Origin of the sequence: Enterobacter cloacae (assembly GCF_013375935.1) — a bacterium.
Taxonomy (GTDB): domain Bacteria; phylum Pseudomonadota; class Gammaproteobacteria; order Enterobacterales; family Enterobacteriaceae; genus Enterobacter; species Enterobacter pasteurii.
On the sequence record NZ_CP056117.1, the window covers coordinates 3,912,568 to 3,933,099 of the forward strand.

General features: G+C 60.8%; 19 protein-coding genes and 1 pseudogene. 9 read left to right on the forward strand and 11 right to left on the reverse strand.

Annotated elements, in window-relative coordinates:
- The first annotated feature begins 42 nt into the window (after positions 1 to 42).
- Positions 43 to 921 (forward strand): excinuclease Cho, encoded by an 879-nt coding sequence (gene cho, locus HWQ14_RS18365; protein ID WP_209007148.1) that lies wholly within the window; start codon positions 43 to 45, stop codon positions 919 to 921.
- Here cho and ves read toward each other — a convergent pair.
- From ves to astC, 7 genes and pseudogenes are all read right to left on the reverse strand, one after another.
- Positions 899 to 1,455 (reverse strand): annotated as a pseudogene (gene ves, locus HWQ14_RS18370) (environmental stress-induced protein Ves). The gene cho and the pseudogene ves sit on opposite strands and share 23 nt — an antisense overlap.
- Positions 1,456 to 1,622: 167 nt before the next feature.
- Positions 1,623 to 2,117 carry an ATP-independent periplasmic protein-refolding chaperone Spy gene (gene spy / locus HWQ14_RS18375; RefSeq protein WP_176610574.1) on the reverse strand — a complete coding sequence of 165 codons (495 nt, stop codon included), beginning with the start codon at positions 2,115 to 2,117 and terminating at the stop codon, positions 1,623 to 1,625.
- Positions 2,118 to 2,454: 337 nt separating this feature from the next.
- Positions 2,455 to 3,420 carry a succinylglutamate desuccinylase gene (astE, locus tag HWQ14_RS18380; protein WP_176610575.1) on the reverse strand — a complete coding sequence of 322 codons (966 nt, stop codon included), beginning with the start codon at positions 3,418 to 3,420 and terminating at the stop codon, positions 2,455 to 2,457.
- Between the two features lie 9 nt (positions 3,421 to 3,429).
- Entirely contained in the window at positions 3,430 to 4,755 is a 1,326-nt protein-coding gene (gene astB, locus HWQ14_RS18385; RefSeq protein ID WP_176610576.1) for an N-succinylarginine dihydrolase, read from the reverse strand.
- The gene (gene astD, locus HWQ14_RS18390) at positions 4,742 to 6,229 is read right to left on the reverse strand and encodes a succinylglutamate-semialdehyde dehydrogenase (protein ID WP_176610577.1); all 1,488 of its coding nucleotides are present in this window, start codon (positions 6,227 to 6,229) and stop codon (positions 4,742 to 4,744) included. The genes astB and astD overlap by 14 nt, the downstream gene beginning before the upstream one ends.
- On the reverse strand, positions 6,226 to 7,260 hold the full coding sequence (gene astA / locus HWQ14_RS18395) for an arginine N-succinyltransferase (protein WP_176610578.1): 1,035 nt from the start codon (positions 7,258 to 7,260) through the stop codon (positions 6,226 to 6,228). Before astA ends, astD begins: the two co-directional genes overlap by 4 nt.
- Positions 7,257 to 8,477 (reverse strand): succinylornithine/acetylornithine transaminase, encoded by a 1,221-nt coding sequence (gene astC / locus HWQ14_RS18400; protein ID WP_176610579.1) that lies wholly within the window; start codon positions 8,475 to 8,477, stop codon positions 7,257 to 7,259. The genes astA and astC overlap by 4 nt, the downstream gene beginning before the upstream one ends.
- 433 nt (positions 8,478 to 8,910) lie before the next feature.
- Between astC and xthA the strand changes: the two genes are divergently transcribed.
- The 6 genes from xthA (at position 8,911) to HWQ14_RS18430 (ending at position 15,086) form a co-directional block, all read left to right on the forward strand.
- On the forward strand, positions 8,911 to 9,717 hold the full coding sequence (gene xthA, locus HWQ14_RS18405) for an exodeoxyribonuclease III (protein WP_148419103.1): 807 nt from the start codon (positions 8,911 to 8,913) through the stop codon (positions 9,715 to 9,717).
- Between the two features lie 6 nt (positions 9,718 to 9,723).
- On the forward strand, positions 9,724 to 10,407 hold the full coding sequence (locus HWQ14_RS18410) for a TVP38/TMEM64 family protein (protein WP_176610580.1): 684 nt from the start codon (positions 9,724 to 9,726) through the stop codon (positions 10,405 to 10,407).
- Between the two features lie 6 nt (positions 10,408 to 10,413).
- The gene (locus tag HWQ14_RS18415; RefSeq protein WP_176610581.1) at positions 10,414 to 11,583 is read left to right on the forward strand and encodes an ABC transporter substrate-binding protein; all 1,170 of its coding nucleotides are present in this window, start codon (positions 10,414 to 10,416) and stop codon (positions 11,581 to 11,583) included.
- A complete protein-coding gene (locus tag HWQ14_RS18420; protein WP_176610582.1) occupies positions 11,556 to 13,085 on the forward strand; it encodes a thiamine ABC transporter permease in 1,530 nt (509 codons plus the stop codon). Before HWQ14_RS18415 ends, HWQ14_RS18420 begins: the two co-directional genes overlap by 28 nt.
- Positions 13,085 to 13,705: an ATP-binding cassette domain-containing protein gene (locus HWQ14_RS18425; protein ID WP_176610583.1), complete on the forward strand. Its 621-nt coding sequence runs from the start codon at positions 13,085 to 13,087 to the stop codon at positions 13,703 to 13,705. The genes HWQ14_RS18420 and HWQ14_RS18425 overlap by 1 nt, the downstream gene beginning before the upstream one ends.
- Before the next feature lie 73 nt (positions 13,706 to 13,778).
- On the forward strand, positions 13,779 to 15,086 hold the full coding sequence (locus HWQ14_RS18430; protein ID WP_176610584.1) for a sulfurtransferase: 1,308 nt from the start codon (positions 13,779 to 13,781) through the stop codon (positions 15,084 to 15,086).
- Here the strand turns inward: HWQ14_RS18430 and HWQ14_RS18435 are convergent.
- Together HWQ14_RS18435 and HWQ14_RS18440 are read right to left on the reverse strand one after the other, a co-directional pair.
- Positions 15,083 to 15,700 carry a CDP-alcohol phosphatidyltransferase family protein gene (locus HWQ14_RS18435; RefSeq protein ID WP_176610585.1) on the reverse strand — a complete coding sequence of 206 codons (618 nt, stop codon included), beginning with the start codon at positions 15,698 to 15,700 and terminating at the stop codon, positions 15,083 to 15,085. The genes HWQ14_RS18430 and HWQ14_RS18435 overlap by 4 nt on opposite strands.
- A complete protein-coding gene (locus tag HWQ14_RS18440) occupies positions 15,690 to 16,262 on the reverse strand; it encodes a carboxymuconolactone decarboxylase family protein (RefSeq protein WP_176610586.1) in 573 nt (190 codons plus the stop codon). The genes HWQ14_RS18435 and HWQ14_RS18440 overlap by 11 nt, the downstream gene beginning before the upstream one ends.
- Before the next feature lie 75 nt (positions 16,263 to 16,337).
- Here HWQ14_RS18440 and HWQ14_RS18445 point away from each other — a divergent pair, with 75 nt between their 5' ends.
- On the forward strand, positions 16,338 to 16,754 hold the full coding sequence (locus HWQ14_RS18445) for a pyrimidine (deoxy)nucleoside triphosphate diphosphatase (protein ID WP_274857156.1): 417 nt from the start codon (positions 16,338 to 16,340) through the stop codon (positions 16,752 to 16,754).
- Here the strand turns inward: HWQ14_RS18445 and HWQ14_RS18450 are convergent.
- Positions 16,714 to 16,986 (reverse strand): YnjH family protein, encoded by a 273-nt coding sequence (locus HWQ14_RS18450; RefSeq protein WP_176610587.1) that lies wholly within the window; start codon positions 16,984 to 16,986, stop codon positions 16,714 to 16,716. The genes HWQ14_RS18445 and HWQ14_RS18450 overlap by 41 nt on opposite strands.
- Positions 16,987 to 17,211: 225 nt before the next feature.
- On the opposite strand from HWQ14_RS18450, the gene gdhA reads away from it, so the two are divergent.
- Positions 17,212 to 18,555: an NADP-specific glutamate dehydrogenase gene (gene gdhA / locus HWQ14_RS18455; RefSeq protein ID WP_176610588.1), complete on the forward strand. Its 1,344-nt coding sequence runs from the start codon at positions 17,212 to 17,214 to the stop codon at positions 18,553 to 18,555.
- 68 nt (positions 18,556 to 18,623) lie between these two features.
- Here the strand turns inward: gdhA and HWQ14_RS18460 are convergent, their stop codons facing one another.
- On the reverse strand, positions 18,624 to 20,531 hold the full coding sequence (locus HWQ14_RS18460) for a DNA topoisomerase III (protein ID WP_176610589.1): 1,908 nt from the start codon (positions 20,529 to 20,531) through the stop codon (positions 18,624 to 18,626).
- Position 20,532 lies beyond the last annotated feature (1 nt).

Here is a 20,532-nt window from a genome sequence, read left to right on the forward strand (position 1 = left end):
CTCCTGCTACACTGTATGCCTGAACAGTATATGGAGCAGTATGTGAGCAGGCGTCAATCCGCCCCGCGTCTTGAGTTTGAAGCGGCGGCTATCTACGAATATCCCGAGCATCTTCGCCCCTGGCTTGAGGCACTGCCTAAACAGCCTGGCGTCTACTTCTTTCACGGCGACAGCGACACCATGCCGCTCTATATCGGCAAAAGCGTCAATATCCGCAGCCGGGTAATGTCGCACCTGCGAACGCCGGACGAAGCGTCAATGCTCAGGCAGTCGCGGCGCATCACATGGATAGAGACGGCAGGCGAGCTGGGCGCGCTTCTGCTCGAAGCCAGGCTTATCAAGGAGCAGCAACCGCTGTTTAATAAACGCCTGCGCCGCAACCGCCAGCTTTGTTCCCTGCAGGTCAACGCCGGAAAACCGCAGGTCGTCTACGCGCGTGAAGTCGATTTTTCGCATGAACCGAATCTCTACGGCCTGTTTGCCAACAAGCGTGCCGCGCTGCAAACCCTGCAAACGCTGGCAGATGAATTACAGCTTTGTTATGGCCTGTTGGGGCTGGAAGCCACCACCCGCGGGCGCGCCTGTTTCCGCTCCGCGCTGAAGCGCTGCGCCGGAGCGTGCTGCGGAAAGGAGAGCGTTGAAGAGCATCATGCCCGCTTTATGGCGGGCCTGGCCTCCATCAGCGTCAACTGCTGGCCGTGGGACGGCGCCGTGGCGTTGAAGGAAACCCGCGACGGCATGACGCACTATCACATTATCCGCAACTGGCTCTGGCTTGGCGCCGTCGAAAACCTGAATGACGCAGCCGCTCTGCTGCGCACCCCTGCGGGGTTCGATCAGGACGGCTATAAAATTCTGTGTAAGCCGCTGTTAACCGGAAAGTATGAGATTATCGTGCTTAATGACCCGGCAGCCAGGTGATTTCGCTGAACAGCAGCGTGCCTTTCGATGCCAGTAAACGAAGGGTATGCGTGCCCTCTTCCCAGCTGGCTCCCTGATCGGCGGTCAGCAATTTATCTCCCAGCTGCCAGGCACCGCTTAACACGAACGCCACGCCGCCGCGTGACGCGAAGGTGGTGAACGTACGATTAGCGACGCGCACCTTAGCCTGACAGCGGTCCCGCCGGGTCATGATGTTAAAGTCCATCGACATCTTCCCCTCCGTGAGCACGGCCTTCACCGCCAGATCCCCCGCAAAGCCGTAAGGCTGATGGTGCTTCAGGGTATGGCAAAACGCGCTGCCCGCATCCAGGGTCACTTCGCCGCCTTCCAGCAGCGTAATCACCCGGTCAACGCCCGGAAAGCGGAGAATTCGCCGTTGCTGGCGATGGAGGCAATGCTGGCCCGCCAGAAAAACTCCCGCGTCGCGGGAGGGAAACAGCAAATCTCACGCGTCTCACCCGCGCCGTTACGCCAGAGGCTGACCGGCATTTTACGGATATCAAAGAATTCCATTACCACTCCTGAAGGACGCACCGTGCGTATGGGCATTTTCACAGGGGTATTATCGGCAGCGGTAAGGCCAGACCTTAGGCATGGAATAAAAGAAAAACCGCCGGTCCTGTCCACAGCGTTTTCGCTTTTGTAGACAGGAGCCCGGCGGTCTTAAGAGTGTGAGCCGATTATTCGGCTGGTGCTGGCATTTTACCTTCCGGCGCGGCACGTTCTGTCAGACACTTCTCAAAATTGGCATTAAACTGTTTTTTCTGTTCCGGCGTCAGAATGTTGTAAATCTTGTTCTGGGTTTCCATATGGGCCAGCATGCGGGCCTTATGCTGCTCAGCCATCTTGTCGATCTGCGCTTCGGCTTTGGCCTTATCGAAGCTGTCGCTGGCAATGATGTCGTGCATCGCGCGGCGCTCTTCCAGCGGAGGACGCTTCATCTGGTCACGCTGGCTTTTCCTGATGTCGCGGATCTGCTGTTTCTGCGCGTCGGTCAGATTCAGATCTTTAAACATCATCATTTCATGGTGCATACCCGGCTTGCCTTTATGATGCATCATCATTTTGCCTTCAGCTGGCGCGGCGGTGGTGGTCGCGGTATCGGCGGCGAACGCGGTGCTGGTAGCGCCCAGAGCCAGGGTAGAGGCAACAAACAGTGCAGTTAATTTACGCATAATGTCTTTCCTTACTTTCAGTTATTCTTCGGCGCTACGCCGTGTTGACGAGATTAACTTTACGGGGTTTAGCGTCAATTAATCAGAGCAACGGTAAAACAATGAAAGTATAAAAAACACTTTTTCGCCAATTGTGGAGAAATTAAGGAAAAATAATGGAGAGATGAAAGTAAAATATTCAACAAGATGATTTTAAAGAGATTATGGAGAAGTATAGCGAAGTGGCGTTTAATAATAAAGCAATTATCCAGGAATATTCCGCAAACAAAACAAGAACGCTTTTATCGCTAAGAAATTAATAAACCGTTTCCCCTCCGGTCGACGCGAGGGGAAACGATCAGGCCATTTTTTCCAGCATCAGCCCGGCTCGCAGACCAAACGCGACCGACGGATTGGGGAATAACACATATTCCGTGGATAGCTGTACCACATAGCGTTCATCTCCATCTTCCGCCAGCAGGACGCCCTGCCGGAACGGCGTAAAGTTCAGCGTATGGGCCGCCATATGCAGACGGAAAGCATCGCTGCGGCGCGTGATCTGCTGCACCACCCGATAGCGCGCCACGTGCCCCTGCGCGCGTGTCTGCATCTCACCTCCCAGCAACGCCGAAAGCGCATGCTGCGTAGGGGCAAAGCGCGTCAGGTCGTTATGCCCGAACGGCAGCGCTTTTCCCAGCTCCAGCGTGCAGGACAGCGCGCCGAAATTCTCGCAGGTGAAGTGGGTGAAGGTGCCGCCCGGCGCCTGGTGAAAGACCAGCGCCTCTAGCCCCGCGTCGCCAAGCCAGGCCAGAAACGCTTCATCCCACGGCTGGTGACGCTGCGGCAACACGCCAAAACGTACGTGGTACGAGGCGCGGATGGCGGTATGCAGATCGAGGTGCCAGCGCGCTGTCCCCGCGTCGGCAAAAAACGCGGCAACGGTAGCCTCCAGCCACCGGGCGCGCGCCGTTTCATCACTCACCGGGAACTGTGCCCAGCGGCCACCAAACATGCGGTTGAGGTCGCTTGCGAGATAGCGCTGGTTTTGCGCCAGCGCGGGCGGATTCCCCAGCACCACCAGCAGACGACAGCGCAGCGCGAACGCCCCGCCGAACAGCGCGCGCAGCACAATATCGACAATCTCCACGGGTGCCGTTTCGTTTCCGTGAATGCCGGCAGAAAGCAGCAGCGACAGGTCATACTCCCCTGTCGGCGTCAGCTCAAGCACGCCCGGCCCCAGCCATCGCCAGTGGAACGAGGGGCCTTCCCCCTCTTGTAGTTCCGGCGTCTCTGCTGCCAGGGTCAGCGCCAGTAAATTCTCCATACCCTCTCCTTAGCGCTGGAACGGATAAACCGAACCCAGCCGCAGGATAGTCGATAATGCATCCAGCGCCTCGCGGCCTTCACGCAGCAGCTGCGGATCGACCAGATCGGCCTGAACCAGACGATCGCGATAGTAGCGGTCCACCCAGTCGTTGAGGGTGTTGAACAGCGCGTCGCTCATCATCACCGCCGGATTCACCGCCTGCAATTCGTGTGGCGTTAACACCACGCGCAGGCGCAGACAGGCCGGTCCCCCGCCGTTGGCCATACTTTCCCGCAGATCGAACACGCGGAGTTCATCAATCGGATTATCCGCCTGCACCAGCTCGCTGAGATAGCGCCAGACGCCCTGATGATTGCGGGACTCCTGGGGCAACACCAGCATCATGCTGCCGTCATCCCGGCTCAGCAGCTGGCTGTTGAAAAGGTAGGTTTCAACGGCATCCTGCACGCTAACCGCCCGCGTGGGTACCTGAATCGGCATAAATCCCGGCACGCGCTCGCGCAGCGTAGCCAGCAGCTTTTCCTGATGGACGAACGCCTGCTCGTGGCAGAACAGCACCTGACGGTTGGAAACGGCAATAACGTCGTTATGGAACACGCCCTGGTCGATCGTCTGCGGATTTTGCTGAGCAAAAATGACCTGGGACGGATTAACCTGGTTCAGCCGGGCAACCGCCTGGCTTGCGGCCAGGGTTTGCCTCGCCGGATAGCGAACCGGCGCAAGGTGGCCGCCCTCCTCCCGTCCGTAGATAAACAGCTGCAGCCCCGGATCGCCATAATCGCCGCCCAGACGGTTATGGTTGGCTGCGCCTTCGTCGCCAAACATCGCGACCTGCGGCAGAGCCTGATGCACCTCAAAATGGGCGTCATGATTAAAGATGGCGCGCAGCACCCGCCAGGTGGTGTCCGCTTCGCTGGCGCGGTGGAATTTGTTGTTCAGGTTAGCGACGGTGAGATGCACTTTGCCGTCCAGCGTATCCGCCGACGGGGCGACGGTGGCGGCATTCGCCACCCACATCGAGGAGGCAGAGCTGGCCGCGGAAAGCAGGTGTGGCGTCTGCGTGCCCGCTTTTTCCACCACCTGCTCATCCGTGCCGCTAAAACCCAGCTGGCGCAGTACCGCCACGTTCGGGCGCTCCTGCGGCGGGATCACCGCCTGCGGGAAACCGGCATCGGACAGCGCCTTCATTTTCAGCAGCCCCTGCTTCGCCGCCAGCTTCGGGTTCGAAACCTGGAACCGGTGCTTTGTCGAGGCTTCATTACCGAAGGAGAGCCCGGCATAGTGGTGCGTCAGCCCCACCAGCCCGTCGAAGTTAACCTCACGCGCTTTCATGGGCGTCTCCCTGGGTGAAATCCAGCCCCGGATTGAGCGTCTCCGGCAGCGTCAGCGACGGGGTTTCGAGGCTTGCCATCGGCCACGCGCAGTAATCAGCGGCATACCACGCGCTGGCGCGATGGTTGCCCGAGGCGCCTACGCCGCCAAACGGCGCGGTGCTCGCCGCCCCGGTCAGCGGTTTGTTCCAGTTCACGATCCCGGCGCGCGCTTCGAGCAGCAGCTGTTCGAACTTCTCGCGGTGCGGCGATATCAGGCCGCTCGACAGGCCGTATCGGGTATTATTGGCCATCCCGATTGCCGCATCAAAATCGTCATAGCGCCAGACGCACAGCAGAGGGCCAAAGACCTCCTCGTCCGGCACGCCGTCGGCGCCGCTCATCTCAATAATCCCCGGCGTCAGTAACGACGTGCCGGGGGCTACCTGTTTCGGCTCCAGCAAAGTTTTGGCCCCGCCGTTGACGCGATCCTGCCAGGCCTTCAGCACGTTCTGCGCGGCCTGTTCGGAGATCAGCCCGCCAATAAACGGCTGCGGCTCGGCGTCCCACCGGGAGGGCACCAGACGCGCGCTCACCTCAACCAGACGCTTCAGGAATGCATCCCCCTGCGCGCCGCGCCTGACCAGCAGACGACGCGCGCAGGTGCAGCGCTGTCCGGCGGTAATAAAGGCCGACTGGATAGTCAGGTGCACGGCGGCATCAATATCGTCCGGATCCTCGACGATCAGCGGGTTATTGCCGCCCATCTCAAGCGCCAGAATTTTTTCCGGCTGCCCCGCCAGCTGGCGATGGAGCTGATAGCCCGTTCCGGCACTGCCGGTGAACAGCAGGCCGTCAACGTCGCTCAGCGCGCTCAGCGCCTGACCCGCTTCACGCCCGCCCTGCACCAGATTCAGCACGCCCGGCGGCAGCCCGGCCTGCTCCCAGAGTTTCACCACCGCTTCGCCGGTTAACGGCGTGAGCTCGCTCGGCTTGAAGATAACGGTATTCCCCGCCAGCAGCGCGGGGACGATATGCCCGTTCGGCAGGTGCCCGGGGAAGTTATACGGGCCAAACACCGCCAGCACCCCGTGCGGACGGTGGCGCAGCGTGGCGGCGCCGTCCGGCATGTCGGTATGCTGCTCGCCGGTACGGGCGTGGTACGCCTTCACCGAAATTGCGATTTTGTTGATCATCGCCGTGACTTCGGTTGTCGCCTCCCAGCGCGGCTTGCTGGTTTCGGCAGCGATAATGCGGGTCAGCTCGGCTTTATTGGCCTCCAGCAGCGCCGCAAATTTCTCAACCAGCGCCTGGCGCTCGGTGAAAGGCCGTTTCGCCCATGCCGGAAACGCGCGGCGTGCGGCACGGCAGGCCTGCTCAACCTGTCCGGCGCTGGCGTCGTTTCCCTTCCAGAGCACCTCCTGACCCACCGGATTGGTTTTAATCCGCGCCTCGCCTTCGCCCGTTATCCAGTCGCCGTTAATCCATAATGTCATGCTGTTTTCTCCTCAGGGCAGAGTCGCACCAGGCGAACCGCGTCGCCGGCGTTACATTTCAGGGCATCCAGCTGCGCGGCGGTCAGTACCAGCCGCTCGCAGGTCGGGTTGGTTCGCACCAGCATGGCGCGGAAGTTGGCGTAATTCTCGTTCGATACCAGGCAGGCGGGCCACTCGCCCGGCGCGGGCTGGCCTTCAGAGACCTCAACCAGACGGCTCTTGCGGATGGCGCGCACGCGGTCGATGTCGCATTCCAGCGTGGGGCCGCCGTCGAAGATGTCGACGTAGTTACGGTAGCGAAACCCCTCTTTCTCCAGCACCGCTCGGGCCGGAGCGGTTTGCGGATGGACCTCGCCAATCACCGCCTGCGCCTCCGGCGTTAAGAAATGGGTATAAATAGGATGCTTCGGCATCAGCTCGGCGATAAACGCCTTCTGGCCGGTGCCGCACAGGTAGTCCGCACGGCTGAACTCCATGGAAAAGAAGCGTTCCCCCAGGCTCTCCCAGAACGGCGAGTAGCCCGTCTCGTCGATCACGCCGCGCATCTCGGCAACCACCTTTTCGTTGAAGCGGTCGCGAAAGGCGGCCATGAACATAAAGCGTGATTTGGAAAGCAGATAGCCGTTGCCCTCCTTGCGCCAGTCCGGATCGAGGAAAAGCGTGCAGAGCTCGCTGGCGCCGGTATGGTCATTGCAGAGAAAGAGCGTCGGCAGCGCGTTGTAGACGTTCAGCTCTTTCGAGGCGTGAACCATCGTGCCGACGCGGTAGTTGTACCAGGGATCGTTAAGCCCGACGGCCACTTCGATGGCGCAGATCCCCGCCACGGTTCCCGTGTCGGTATCTTCCAGCACGAACACATAGCCCTGTTCACTCTTTGGCAACGTCCCCTGCCAGGTTTGCAGGGCGCGCTCAATGCGCGCCGACAGCGTTTTTTCATCGGCAGGCAGCGAGGTCAGCCCGCCGCCTGTCTTACCGGCAAGCTGCATAAGCCCGGCGAGATCGCCGTGCGCAACGGGACGGATAACCATCATGATGACACCCCGGCCTTCACCGCTTCGCAGGCCAGCGCAAAACGGTCCAGCCCGGTTCTGACCTCTTCTTCGCTGACGATCAGCGCAGGAGCAAAGCGCACCACGCTGGCACCGGCAATCAGCACCATCACGCCCTGTTTTGCCGCCTCCTGCGAAATCAGCTTCGCCTTGCCGGCAAACTCGGGGGCGAGTTCGCAGCCAATCAGCAGCCCCAGGCCGCGGATCTCTTTAAACAGGCCGGTCTTACTGTTAATGGCATTCAGACGCTCCACAAACCAGTCGTGACGTTGTTTAACACCCTTCAGCACTTCCGGGGTATTGATGATATCCAGAACCTGCCCGGCCACGGCCGTTGCCAGCGGGTTGCCGCCATAGGTGGTGCCGTGCGTGCCCACGGTCATCACGCTGGCGAATTTTTCCGTGGTCAGCATCGCGCCGATCGGGAAGCCGCCGCCCAGCGCTTTGGCCGTCGACAGCACATCCGGGGTTACGCCATAGTGCATGTAGGCGTACAGCTCGCCGGTGCGGCCCACGCCCGTCTGCACTTCGTCAAAAATCAGTACCGCGTTATGACGGTCGCACAGCTCGCGCAGCCCCTGAAGGAACGCCTGCTGCGCGGGCATGACGCCGCCCTCGCCCTGCATGGGCTCCACGATCACCGCGCAGGTGGCGTCGTCAATCAGCTCGCTGGCGGACTGCAAATCGTTGTATGCCGCGTGACGGATATCGGGCGGCAGCGGTGCAAAATCCTGCGAATACGAGGGCTGACCGCCCGCGCTGACGGTAAACAGCGTGCGGCCATGGAATGCGTTCCTGAACGCGACGATCCCGCTCTTGTGCGCGCCAAATTTATCGTGGGCATACTTACGCGCCAGCTTCAGCGCCGCTTCGTTAGCTTCCGCCCCGGAGTTACAGAAAAAGACTTTTTCTGCAAACGTGGCGTCGATCAGCTTCTTCGCCAGACGCAGCGCGGGCTCGTTGGTATACCCGTTGCCGGTGTGCCAGAACTTCGCCGCCTGATCGTTCAGCGCCTGACGCAGCGCCGGGTTCGCATGGCCCAGCGCATTTACCGCAATGCCACCCGCAAAGTCGATGTACTCCTTGCCCTGCTGATCCCACAGGCGCGAACCTTCCCCACGTACCGGAATAAAAGCCGCCGGAGCGTATACCGGCATCATCCATTCATCGAAATTTTCACGCGTAATTGACAGAGACATAGCGACCTCATCCGGTAAATAAAAGGTTGTTTAAATGTTAAATAATTGAGTGTTTGCACTGTGAATGTAGATTGCAGCGTTCGTGCCAGCCAGCGATAAAAATGCATAAAAGGGAGGAGGTAACAGAATATCAACGGGTTAGAATATGGAGTTATTCACTGTTAATGCATAAAAAGTGAATATTTTTACGGTAAGCGGCGCTTTGCGGCATGAAAACTAGAAAGAGTATGCAGAAGCCAAATATAATTCTGGAATTGTGATCGCTCGCGAAATTTATTGGTTCTTTACGCCCTGTCAGAGAGCAAAGCGCGTTGAAATGGTGCAAATATTGCACCACCGGGATTATCTGTCGCAGTAATTGGGCGAAGCGGATAACAGACGACGCAAATTCTGCTACCATCCTTGCACTATTCACCCTGCATTGGCAGCGACTATGAAATTTGTCTCTTTTAATATCAACGGCCTGCGTGCCCGCCCTCACCAGCTTCAAGCGATTGTTGAGCAACATCAGCCAGATGTGATCGGCCTGCAGGAGACAAAAGTTCACGACGATATGTTCCCTCTCGAAGAGGTAGCGAAGCTGGGCTATAACGTCTTTTACCACGGACAGAAAGGCCACTACGGCGTTGCGCTACTGACTAAAGACACGCCGGTTTCGGTGCGTCGTGGCTTCCCGGGCGACGGGGAAGAGGCGCAGCGCCGCATCATCATGGCGGAAATTCCTTCCGCACTGGGCAACATTACCGTTATCAACGGCTATTTCCCGCAGGGTGAAAGCCGCGATCATGAAACCAAATTCCCGGCCAAGGCGAAGTTTTACCAGGACCTGCAAAACTACCTGGCAACCGAGCTTAAAAAAGAGAATCCGGTGCTGATCATGGGCGACATGAACATCAGCCCGACGGATCTGGATATCGGCATTGGCGAAGAGAACCGCAAGCGCTGGCTGCGCACCGGTAAATGCTCCTTCCTGCCGGAAGAGCGCGAGTGGATGGAGCGCCTGCTCGGCTGGGGTCTGGTGGATACCTTCCGTAATGCCAACCCGGAAACGCAGGACCGCTTCTCGTGGTTTGACTACCGCTCGAAAGGCTTCGATGACAACCGCGGCCTGCGCATCGATCTGCTTCTTGCCAGTTCGCCGCTGGCCGAGCGCTGCATCGAAACCGGAATCGACTATGACATCCGCAGCATGGAAAAGCCGTCCGACCATGCGCCCGTATGGGCAACGTTCAAGCTGTAACTTCCGGTGAACGTAAAAAAATCCATTCTCCTGTGCGCCCTTACGGGCGCATTTGTTTCGATCGTTGTTTTGCTTCCTCCGGGCACCCTCACCCTCGACGCGTTAAAAATGCACCAGCAAACGTTGCTCGATCGGGTGGAGCAGGCGCCCGTTCAGAGTGCGCTGTTCTATTTCGCGGTTTACGTCGCGGTCTCCGCGCTGTCGATACCCGGCGCGGCCCTTCTGACGCTGCTCGGCGGGGCGCTGTTCAGCCTGTGGGAGGCGGTGCTGCTGGTTTCATTTGCCTCAACGCTCGGCGGGACGCTTGCCATGCTCGCCAGCCGCTACCTGCTGCGCAACGGGGTTCAGCGGCGCTTTGCCGCCCAGATGCAAACGATCGATGCGGGAATGGCGCGCGACGGCGCGCGCTACCTTTTTGCCCTGCGCCTGATGCCGCTGTTCCCCTTTTTTCTGGTCAACCTGCTGATGGGGCTGACCAGGATTACGGTGCGTCGCTACTGGTGGGTAAGCCAGCTTGCCATGCTGCCCGCCACCGTCATCTATCTGAACGCGGGACGCGAGCTGGGGAAACTCGCCTCGCTGCGCGATATTCTGTCGCCGGGATTGCTGTTCGCCTTTACACTATTAGGGCTATTACCGCTGGTCACTCGCTGGCTGTTTTCCCGTTACAACCCTTCGAATAAAAAGTGAGGCATTATGCGCCGGGTGCGTTTTTGCGCGTTTCTGACTGGCCTGCTGCTGGCAACGTCTGCCGCTGCCGCAGAGGGCTGGCAGACCATTCAACAGCAGGCTAAAGGGCAGACCGTCTGGTTTAACGCCTGGGGCGGCGATGGGGCCGTTAACCGCTATCTCGACTGGGTAAGCGGCGAAATGAAAACGCACTACGCCATTAACCTTAAGATCGTTCATCTGGCCGATGCCGCCGACGCGGTCAAACGGATCCAGACGGAACGGGCCGCGGAACGCGGCAGCAACGGGTCGGTAGATCTGCTCTGGGTGAACGGCGAAAATTTTCGCACGCTGAAAGAGGCAAACCTGCTGCTCAGCGGCTGGGCGCAGACCCTGCCCAACTGGCGCTACGTCGATACCCGTAAGCCGGTGACGGAAGATTTTGCCGTCCCGACCGACGGGGCGGAATCACCGTGGGGCGGCGCGCAGCTGACCTTTATCGCCCGGAAAGCGAGCATGCCGACACCTTTGGCAGATCCGCAGGCGCTGCTGGCCTACGCGCAGCAGCACCCTGGCAAGGTGAGCTATCCGCGCCCGCCGGATTTTACCGGCACCGCGTTTCTTGAGCAGCTGCTTTTAACGCTGACCGCCCGCCCGGACGCGTTAAAAAAAGCGCCTGACGGCACCTTTGCCCAGGTCACCGCCCCGCTGTGGGCCTATCTTGATACCCTGCACCCCCTGCTCTGGCGCGAAGGGAACGATTTTCCCGCCTCGCCCGCGCGCATGGATACCCTTCTCGCCAGCGGCAGCCTTAACCTGTCGCTGACCTTCAACCCCGCTCACGCGCGGCAAAAGGTGGCGAACGGTGAACTGCCTGCCGACAGCTACAGCTTCGGCTTTCGTCAGGGCATGCTCGGCAACGTCCATTTTGTCGCTATCCCGGCAAATGCCGGCGCGAGCGCGGGCGCAAAAGTCGTGGCGAACTTTCTGCTTTCACCGCAGGCGCAGATCCGCAAAGCCGATCCTGCCGTCTGGGGTGACCCGAGCGTGCTGGATGCCGACAGGCTGCCTGCGGATGAGGCAAAACGGCTTCGTCTATTTACGCCCGCTGGCACTCCTGACGTGCTTCCCGAACCGCACGCCGCCTGGGTTAACGCCCTGGAGCAGGAATGGCTTCGCCGCTACGGTACCCGCTAGCCGGGCTGGCGTGGGCTGCTATGGCAGCCATCTATCTGCCGCTGCTTCCCGCCAGCGGAATGCTGCTCGCACCGGCGTTTTCCCCCGCCGGCTGGGCGGCGCTGTTTGCCGACCCGCAGCTGCCGCAGGCGCTGGCTGCCACGCTGGTTTCATCGCTTATCGCGACGCTGGGCTCTCTGTTCATCGCCCTGAGCCTGCTTGCGCTTCTCTGGCCGGGTGAAGGCTGGCAGCGCCTGACCGCCCGCCTGCCGTGGCTGTTAGCCGTGCCGCACGTCGCCTTCGCCACCAGCGCGCTGCTGCTGTTCGCCGAAGGGGGCGCGTTTTACCGGATGTGCACGCTCTGCTCGCCGCAGCTGGACCGCTACGGTATCGGGCTTGGGCTTACGCTCGCGGTCAAAGAGAGCGCGTTCGTCCTGTGGGCGCTGTACGCCGCGCTGCCTGAAAAGCGTCTCGCTCAGCAGAAGATTGTGCTGCATACCCTGGGCTACGGACGGATGCAGGCACTCTGCTGGCTGATAATCCCGGCAATCGCCCCCGCGCTGGGCGCCGTGATGCTGGCGGTGCTCGCCTGGTCGCTTTCCGTGGTGGACGTGGCGATCGTGCTCGGGCCGGGCAATCCGCCCACGCTGGCGGTGCTGGCCTGGCAGTGGCTTACCCAGGGCGATGCGCAGCAGCAGATAAAGGGAACGTTGCTGTGCCTGGCGCTGCTCCTGCTGCTGGCCGCGCTGGCCGCGGCGGGATACGGCCTCTGGGCCGCATGGCGGCGCTCGCAGCCTGACGTCTCGGGGCGTCGTCGTGCTTCGCACAGCGCGTTGCCCGCGCGGACCCTTGGCGGATTACTGCCGCTGTGCGGCGCGCTTTGTGCCATTGTCCTGCTGATGCTGGCGGGTCGGGACGACGTCGGCCCGGTCAGCGACAGCCTGTCTCTGGGGCTGCTGTCCAGCCTGCTTGCGCTGGCGCTCCTCTTTCTCTGGCTTGAGTGGGGACCGCCGCGCGGCGCGCGGTGGATCTGGCTGCCGCTTGCGCTTCCCGCACTGCCGCTTGTGTCCGGACAGTATGCCGTTGCGCTGCGGCTGGGCATCGACGGTCAGTACGCCGCCGTGCTCTGGAGCCATTTGCTCTGGGTTATCCCGTGGATGCTTCTGGTGCTGCAGCCGGCCTGGCGCAGGCTCGATCCCCGCCTGATCCTGACCGCCAGAACGCTGGGATGGGGGCAGGCGAAAATTTTCTGGTTAGTGAAATGCCCCCTTATGGTTCGTCCGGCCCTGCTGGCCTTTGCCACCGGATTTTCCGTGAGCATGGCGCAGTACATGCCCACCCTCTGGCTGGGGGCTGGACGCTTCGCCACGCTGACGACGGAGGCGGTTGCCCTCAGCAGCGGCGGCAGCGTTCCCGTTCTGGCGTCCCGGGCGCTGGGCCTGCTGCTGTTGACCAGCAGCGTATTCGCCCTTGCCGCGCTGCTCTCGCGGCTCGCAGGCCGCTACCGACAAGGATTACGTTAATGCTGAACGTGAAAAATCTCACCATCTCCCCCCTGTTTCATGATGTGAACTTCAGCGTCCCTGCGGGTGAGATCGTGACACTGATGGGACCATCCGGCAGCGGCAAATCGACCCTTTTTTCCTGGATGGTGGGGGCATTGTCCGCTGATTTTAAGGCGCACGGCGAGCTGTGGCTGAACGATCGTCGCTGCGATACCCTCGCCGTGGAAGCGCGCGGGATCGGCATCCTGTTTCAGGATGCCCTGCTGTTTGACGCCTTCAGCGTTGGGCAAAACCTGATGCTGGCGCTGCCGGCGCGCGTCGCCGGGCGCGCACGTCGCCAGGCGGTAGAGCAGGCCCTGGCGTCAGCCGGGCTGGCAAACCACTACGCCAGCGATCCGGCCACCCTGTCCGGCGGCGAGCGCGCCCGGGTCAGCCTGCTGCGCGCCCTGCTCGCCGAGCCGCAGGCGCTGCTGCTCGACGAGCCGTTCAGCCGCCTTGATAAAGCGCTGCGCGCGTCATTTCGCGCATGGGTATTTGAGGTGGCTCGCCAGCGCGCTATTCCGGTGGTGCTGGTCACGCACGATGAGGACGATATTCCCCCCGGCGGGCAGGTGATTGAAATTTCTCGCTGGCAATAATGTGCTAACGCAATGTTTTTGGCGGCAGGAGAGACGACAATGCCATCCCCTTTTAATGACGTCAGGTTTATCGATGAAACGTGTTTCTCAACTGACCGCGCTGGCCCTGCTCTGCGGCCTCGCCTCACTCTCCTCCACGGCGGCTGATATGCCCCACGCCCTCACGCTGGCCCAGCTACAGGCACAGAACGGCGCGGTAATCGATACGCGTATCAGCGCGTTCTATAACGGCTGGCCGCAAACCCTGAGCGGAACGTCCGGGCATGAGCCCGCCGCGCTTAATCTCTCCGCCAGCTGGCTTGGGGCGATGAGCGATGACCAGCTCAGCGGCTGGGCAACGCGGCATCGTCTTTCGCCGGACGCGCCAATTGCGCTCTATGGCAGCGATGAAGACAACCGGGCCGTCAAAGCGCGGCTGGAAAACGCGGGCTTTAGCCGCATCACCACCCTGAGCGATGCCCTGCAGCAGGCCGATCGCCTGCAGCGGCTGGCGCACTTCGAGCAGCTGGTCTATCCGCAGTGGATCCACCGGCTACAGCAGGGCAAACCGGTTACTGCCGCACCGGCTGGCGACTGGAAGGTGATTGAGGCCGGATGGGGCGCGCCAAAGCTGTATCTGCTGAGCCATATTCCCGGCGCGGGCTACATCGACACCAACGAAGTGGAAAGCGAGCCGCTGTGGAATAAAGTCTCTGACGAGGCGCTGAAAGCGATGCTGGCTAAGCACGGGATCCGTCACGATACCACCGTCATTCTGTACGGTCGTGACGTCTATGCCGCCGCGCGCGTGGCGCAGATTATGCTCTACGCGGGCGTGAAGGATGTGCGCATTCTGGACGGCGGCTGGAGGGCGTGGTCCGACGCAAACCTGCCCGTTGAACGCGGTACGCCTGCAAGCGTGAAGCCAGCCCCTGATTTTGGCGCGCCGATCCCGGGCCAGCCCCAGCTGATGGTGGATATGGATCGGGCCCGCGGGATGCTGCACCGTCAGGATGCGTCGCTGGTGAGCATTCGCTCCTGGCCGGAATTCACCGGCGAAACCAGCGGCTACAGCTATATCAAGCCGAAAGGTGAAATTGCCGGCGCGCGCTGGGGCCACGCGGGCAGCGACGCGACCCACATGGAAGACTTCCACAACCCGGACGGCACCATGCGCAGCGCCGACGATATCGCCGCCATGTGGAAAACGTGGAATATCCTGCCGGAGCAGCACGTTGCGTTTTACTGTGGTACCGGCTGGCGCGCCTCTGAAGCCTTTATGTACGCCCGCGCCATGGGCTGGCAGAACGTCGCGGTCTATGACGGAGGCTGGTACGAATGGAGTAGCCATCCGCAAAACCCGGTCTCCCGCGGCGAGCGCGGCCCCGAGAGTTCACGCTAGCGGTTGAGCGATCTCAGCGTCGCGTAACCGCTCCAGACGCGCGTTGTGGTGGTCAGCCAGCACAGCGCGCCAAACGCCCAGGCAAACAGCGTGAAGTGCGCCGGAAACAGGCAGCACAGCACAAACAGCGCGATGGTCTCCGTCCCTTCCGTCAAACCTCCGATGTAATAAAACGACTTGTGCGCATAGCCAGAATTATCAATATCGTGTTTCGCGGCCAGCGCGGCGAAGGCGAGGAAGCTGCTGCCCGTGCCGATAAACGCGAACAGCAGCCAGGCGGCGGCCAGCGCATTTTCAGCCGGCGCAGCCAGCGCAAAGCCAAACGGCACCAGGGCGTAAAACAGGAAGTCGAGGGCGATATCAAGAAATCCTCCCGCGTCCGTCAGGCCGCGTCGACGCGCCAGCGCACCGTCCAGCCCATCCAGCAGCCGGTTCAGCACAATGGCGACCAGCGCCGCCGGGTACCAGCCGAGCGCCAGAAAGGGCAGCGCCAGCGCGCCTGCGGCAAACCCGACGAGCGTTAGCCCGTCGGGCGTGATAAACGGCTTATCCAGCGCGGCAGCCAGCTGGTTAAGCCCGGGCCTCAGCCGGGGGTGCAGATGTTTATCCAGCATGCGGTTTTCCTTTAAACGTGGCGCACAGCCCCTGAGCCGGAATATCGAGTACCGCATTGAAGCGGGCGGACAGGTTCTGAAACGCAATCAGGGCCGTCATTTCGGTGATAGCGTCCTGCGTAAAGTGGCGCTTTAGCTGGCTTTTAATGCTGTCATCGACACGAGGCGGCGTGGCGGTGACCGCTTCCGCAAAGGCCAGCGCGGCGCGCTCCTCCTCGCTGAACAGGGTGGACGTTTGCCAGTCGCTAACGGCCTGCACTTTATCCAGCGCCCCGCTCCGCTCGGCCAGACGCAGGCTGTTGGCATCGATACAAAATGCGCAGTGGCAAATCTGCGAGACGCGGGTCATCAGCAGCGATCGCAGCGCCGGGGACAAACGCGCCTGGCGCCGCTCCAGATAGCCGACAAACAGCGCCACCAGCCAGAAAAGACGCGGCATGCGCCCCCACCAGCGGGTGGGATTAAGCACCGCGCCAAAATGTTTTTTCTGCATGGCGGCAATGGGTTTGAGGCTGACGGGAAGGGATTCAATGGGGGCAACCCAGGCGGGTGTCTCTTTCACCTGATTCTCCTGATGACTGGACTCTTTGAAAGGGGACGATAATATGTCGTTTTCCGCTATTAATTATTGACGAACATGCTGAAAACACTCGATGTTGTTGCGGCCATCCTCGAAAAAGAGGGCAAAATTTTACTGGCGCAGCGTCCAGCCCATGCCGATCAGCCCGGAATGTGGGAGTTTGCAGGGGGCAAGGTTGAAGCCGGTGAGACCCAGCCACAGGCGCTGATCCGCGAACTGCGTGAAGAACTCGGCATTGAGGCCGTACCCGCGCGGTACGTGGCAAGCCACCAGCGGGAGGTGTCGCAGCGCCTGATCCATCTCCACGCGTGGCACGTGCCCGACTTTAGCGGCGAGCTCAGGGCGCATTACCACTCGGCGCTAGTGTGGTGCACGCCGGAAGAGGCTTTCGCCTATGATTTAGCCCCGGCGGATATTCCGCTGCTTGAGGCGTTTATTCTTTTACGCGACGCCAGACCAGCGGGTTCGTACTGATGGTGCGCTCATCGCGCTGGCACTGCAGCAGCACGCCCTCCGCCCTGACCACCGCGCCTTCTGAGTAGTTTTGATCCTGATAGATGCAGCACTGATTGCACGGCTGGGCACGCTGGCCGCCGCTGCTAAAGACCTCCGGCGGCACGTTAACCTCGACATCCGGTCGAAAGCGGTCAGCCTGCGCGGCTGCGGATAACGTCAAACATAGCGCGGCCATTGCGTAACGGTTCATAGACTTTATTTCCTTTGCATCGTTTATATCTATAACGGTAGATCGGGACGGGATCTTTAATTTATCGCATCATCGCTTTTGGTTATGGCGCGCGCCTCGTCATTAATTTCCCTTTCGGGCTGCATTTCTGCTTGCCTCTCAAAGCGGTGCGGGTGGTATAGTCAAAAAAACGACACAAAACATCTACGCCACGCGCATAAAATATTATAAGAGGTTCTTATATCTATGGATCAGACACGCTCTCTGGAAAGCTTCCTTGCCCACGTTCAGCAGCGCGACCCGCATCAAAGCGAGTTTGCCCAGGCCGTTCGTGAAGTGATGACCACCCTGTGGCCCTTCCTTGAAGAAAATCCGCGTTACCGCCAGATGGCGCTGCTCGAACGTCTGGTGGAGCCCGAGCGCGTGATCCAGTTCCGCGTGGCATGGGTGGACGACCGCAATCAGGTGCAGGTGAACCGCGCGTGGCGCGTGCAGTTTAACTCCGCCATTGGGCCGTTTAAGGGCGGAATGCGCTTCCACCCTTCGGTGAACCTGTCGATCCTTAAATTCCTCGGCTTCGAGCAGACCTTCAAAAACGCGCTCACTACCCTGCCGATGGGCGGCGGAAAAGGCGGCAGTGATTTTGATCCGAAAGGTAAAAGCGAAGGTGAAGTGATGCGCTTCTGCCAGGCGCTGGTTACCGAACTCTATCGCCACCTTGGCCCGGACACCGACGTACCTGCCGGAGATATCGGCGTGGGCGGGCGTGAAGTGGGCTTTATGGCCGGGATGATGAAAAAGCTTTCCAACAACAGCGCCTGCGTCTTTACTGGCAAAGGCCTGTCGTTTGGCGGCAGCCTGATTCGCCCTGAAGCGACGGGCTACGGCCTGGTCTATTTCACCGAAGCGATGCTCAAGCGTCACGGGCTGAGCTTTGAGGGGATGCGCGTGGCGGTCTCCGGCTCCGGCAACGTGGCGCAGTACGCTATCGAGAAAGCGATGGCGTTCGGCGCGCGCGTGGTTACCGCCTCCGACTCCAGCGGTACCGTGGTGGATGAAGCCGGCTTTACGGCAGAAAAACTGGCGCGCCTGTGCGACATTAAAGCCAGCCGCGACGGCCGCGTGGCAGATTATGCCCGCGAGTTTGGCCTGACCTATCTGGAAGGTAAACAGCCGTGGGGCGTGCCGGTGGATATCGCCCTGCCGTGCGCGACGCAAAACGAGCTGGACGTGGAGGCCGCCCGTACGTTGATTAGCAATGGCGTAAAAGCGATCGCGGAAGGGGCGAACATGCCTACCACCATCGGAGCGACCGATCTGTTCCTCGACGCGGGCGTGCTGTTTGCGCCGGGCAAGGCGGCGAACGCGGGCGGCGTGGCAACGTCCGGCCTGGAAATGGCGCAGAACGCCGCAAGAATGGGCTGGAAGGCAGAGAAAGTGGATGCCCGCCTGCATCACATCATGCTTGATATTCACCATGCCTGCGTGGAGTACGGCGGCGAGGCCTCGCAGACCAACTACGTGCGCGGGGCGAACATTGCCGGGTTCGTGAAGGTGGCGGATGCAATGATTGGGCAGGGTGTGATTTAAGTTTTATCGTGCGGCCGGGGACCCTCACCCCGGCCCTCTCCCACGGGGAGAGGGAAAAAACGGGCGTATCAGGCCGCGCTCTTTTTCTTTTTAAACGGTTTCTTCGCACCGCCGCCCGGCGCCACCATTCCCCTGAACCGCTTCACCGGCGTGCTGCGCGCCTGGTCAATCAGCTGGTAAAGCGTCCCGACCAGCGGCTGCATAAAGTCCTGGTAACGGCACTGCTTTTCGCTGATTTGCGTCAGCACCGACTCCCAGTGCGCCGTCATGTCCGGCCTTGCCGCAAGCTCAGGAAGGGAATGTATGAGCGCCCGGCCCGGTTCCGTTGAGTGGATGTAACGTCCCTTTTTCTCCAGGAAACCGCGCTTGAACAGCAGTTCAATGATCCCTGCTCGCGTCGCTTCCGTACCCAGCCCGTCGGTCGCGCGAAGGATCTTCTTCAGATCTTTATCCTGCACAAAGCGGGCGATCCCGGTCATGGCGGACAGCAGCGTCGCGTCGGTGAAGTGACGCGGCGGCTGGGTCTGACGCTCTATCACTTCGCCCTTCTCGCACAATAGCTCATCGTCTTTAGCCACCACCGGCAGCGGCGTGCCGTCGTTCTCCTCGTCACGCTCTTTGTTGCCAAGCAGGGTGCGCCAGCCCGCTTCCGCCAGAAAACGCGCTTTGGCAATAAATTTGCCTTTGGCGATGTCCAGCTCAATGACGCACTTGCGAAACACCGCGTCCGGGCAGAACTGCATCAGGTACTGACGGGCAATCAGGTTATAGACCTTCGCTTCGTTGTCGGTCAGGTTGACGCTGCTGGCGCGCGCCGTCGGGATAATCGCGTGGTGGGCATCGACTTTTTTATCGTCCCAGCAGCGGTTATGGGTGTCCGGGTTAACGACCGGCTGAGGAAGCAGATCCGGCGCGTGCACGCCGATGGCGTTCATCACCGCATGGCGTCCGGCAAAATGTTCTTCCGGGAGATAGCGGCTGTCCGAACGCGGATAGGTGATAAGCTTATGGGTTTCGTAGAGCTTCTGGCAGATATCGAGCACGTTCTGCGCGCTCAGGCCAAATTTTTTGGCGGCCTCAATCTGTAACGCCGACAGGGAGAACGGCAGCGGCGCGGGTTCTGATTCCCGTTTATCGTTATAGCTGGTGACGATAGCGGGCTGGCCGGTAATGCGGTTGACCACGTGCTCCGCCAGCGGGCGATGCAGCAGGCGTCCCTCTTCGTCCTGATACGATTCACAGGCATCGCTCGGCTGCCAGACGGCGGTAAAGCGCTCGTCTTTTGGCGTGACGATATGCGCTTTAACCTCAAAGAAGTCCTTCGCGACGAAATTCTCGATCTCTTCGTCACGACGCACCACCAGGCCCAGCACCGGGGTCTGCACGCGGCCCACGGAGAGCACGCCCTGATAGCCCGCATTGCGCCCCAGGATCGTGTAGGCGCGGGTCATGTTGATCCCGTACAGCCAGTCGGCGCGCGCCCGCGCCAGCGCGGAGACGCACAGCGGAATAAACTCGCTGTTGGCGCGCAGGCGCGAAATCGCGCGCTCAACCGCCTGCGGGTTGAGGTCGTTGATCAGGCAGCGCTGCACCTGCTGGCGTTTTTCGGGTGCCAGCTCAAGATAGTCCAGCACCTCGTCCACCAGCAGCTGCCCTTCCCTGTCCGGGTCACCCGCGTGGACAACCTCCGTCGCCTCATGCAGAAAGCGCTTGATGACGTTGAGCTGTTTGGTGACGGAAGGTCGGGGTTGCAGGCGCCACTTTTCCGGGACAATCGGCAGATCGCTGAGGTTCCAGCGGGCATAGCGGCTGTCGTAGACATCCGGCTGCGCCTGCTCAAGCAGGTGGCCGATGCACCAGGTGACCACCTGCCCGTTACCGCATTCGATAAAGCCGTCGCCTTTGCGATGCGGCTTAGGCAGCACGTCGGCGATGGCGCGCGCCAGGCTCGGCTTTTCGGCAATAAACAACCGCATC

What these genes read in the sequence shown, in the direction of transcription:
- spy (WP_176610574.1), bottom strand. Translation starts at nt 2,117, where the DNA reads ATGCGTAAATTAACTGCACTGTTTGTTGCCTCTACCCTGGCTCTGGGC.
- astE (WP_176610575.1), bottom strand. Translation starts at nt 3,420, where the DNA reads ATGGAGAATTTACTGGCGCTGACCCTGGCAGCAGAGACGCCGGAACTA.
- astB (WP_176610576.1), bottom strand. Translation starts at nt 4,755, where the DNA reads ATGAAAGCGCGTGAGGTTAACTTCGACGGGCTGGTGGGGCTGACGCAC.
- astD (WP_176610577.1), bottom strand. Translation starts at nt 6,229, where the DNA reads ATGACATTATGGATTAACGGCGACTGGATAACGGGCGAAGGCGAGGCG.
- astA (WP_176610578.1), bottom strand. Translation starts at nt 7,260, where the DNA reads ATGATGGTTATCCGTCCCGTTGCGCACGGCGATCTCGCCGGGCTTATG.
- astC (WP_176610579.1), bottom strand. Translation starts at nt 8,477, where the DNA reads ATGTCTCTGTCAATTACGCGTGAAAATTTCGATGAATGGATGATGCCG.
- xthA (WP_148419103.1), top strand. Translation starts at nt 8,911, where the DNA reads ATGAAATTTGTCTCTTTTAATATCAACGGCCTGCGTGCCCGCCCTCAC.
- HWQ14_RS18415 (WP_176610581.1), top strand. Translation starts at nt 10,414, where the DNA reads ATGCGCCGGGTGCGTTTTTGCGCGTTTCTGACTGGCCTGCTGCTGGCA.
- HWQ14_RS18420 (WP_176610582.1), top strand. Translation starts at nt 11,556, where the DNA reads ATGGCTTCGCCGCTACGGTACCCGCTAGCCGGGCTGGCGTGGGCTGCT.
- HWQ14_RS18425 (WP_176610583.1), top strand. Translation starts at nt 13,085, where the DNA reads ATGCTGAACGTGAAAAATCTCACCATCTCCCCCCTGTTTCATGATGTG.
- HWQ14_RS18430 (WP_176610584.1), top strand. Translation starts at nt 13,779, where the DNA reads ATGAAACGTGTTTCTCAACTGACCGCGCTGGCCCTGCTCTGCGGCCTC.
- HWQ14_RS18435 (WP_176610585.1), bottom strand. Translation starts at nt 15,700, where the DNA reads ATGCTGGATAAACATCTGCACCCCCGGCTGAGGCCCGGGCTTAACCAG.
- HWQ14_RS18445 (WP_274857156.1), top strand. Translation starts at nt 16,338, where the DNA reads ATGCTGAAAACACTCGATGTTGTTGCGGCCATCCTCGAAAAAGAGGGC.
- HWQ14_RS18450 (WP_176610587.1), bottom strand. Translation starts at nt 16,986, where the DNA reads ATGAACCGTTACGCAATGGCCGCGCTATGTTTGACGTTATCCGCAGCC.
- gdhA (WP_176610588.1), top strand. Translation starts at nt 17,212, where the DNA reads ATGGATCAGACACGCTCTCTGGAAAGCTTCCTTGCCCACGTTCAGCAG.
- HWQ14_RS18460 (WP_176610589.1), bottom strand. Translation starts at nt 20,531, where the DNA reads ATGCGGTTGTTTATTGCCGAAAAGCCGAGCCTGGCGCGCGCCATCGCC.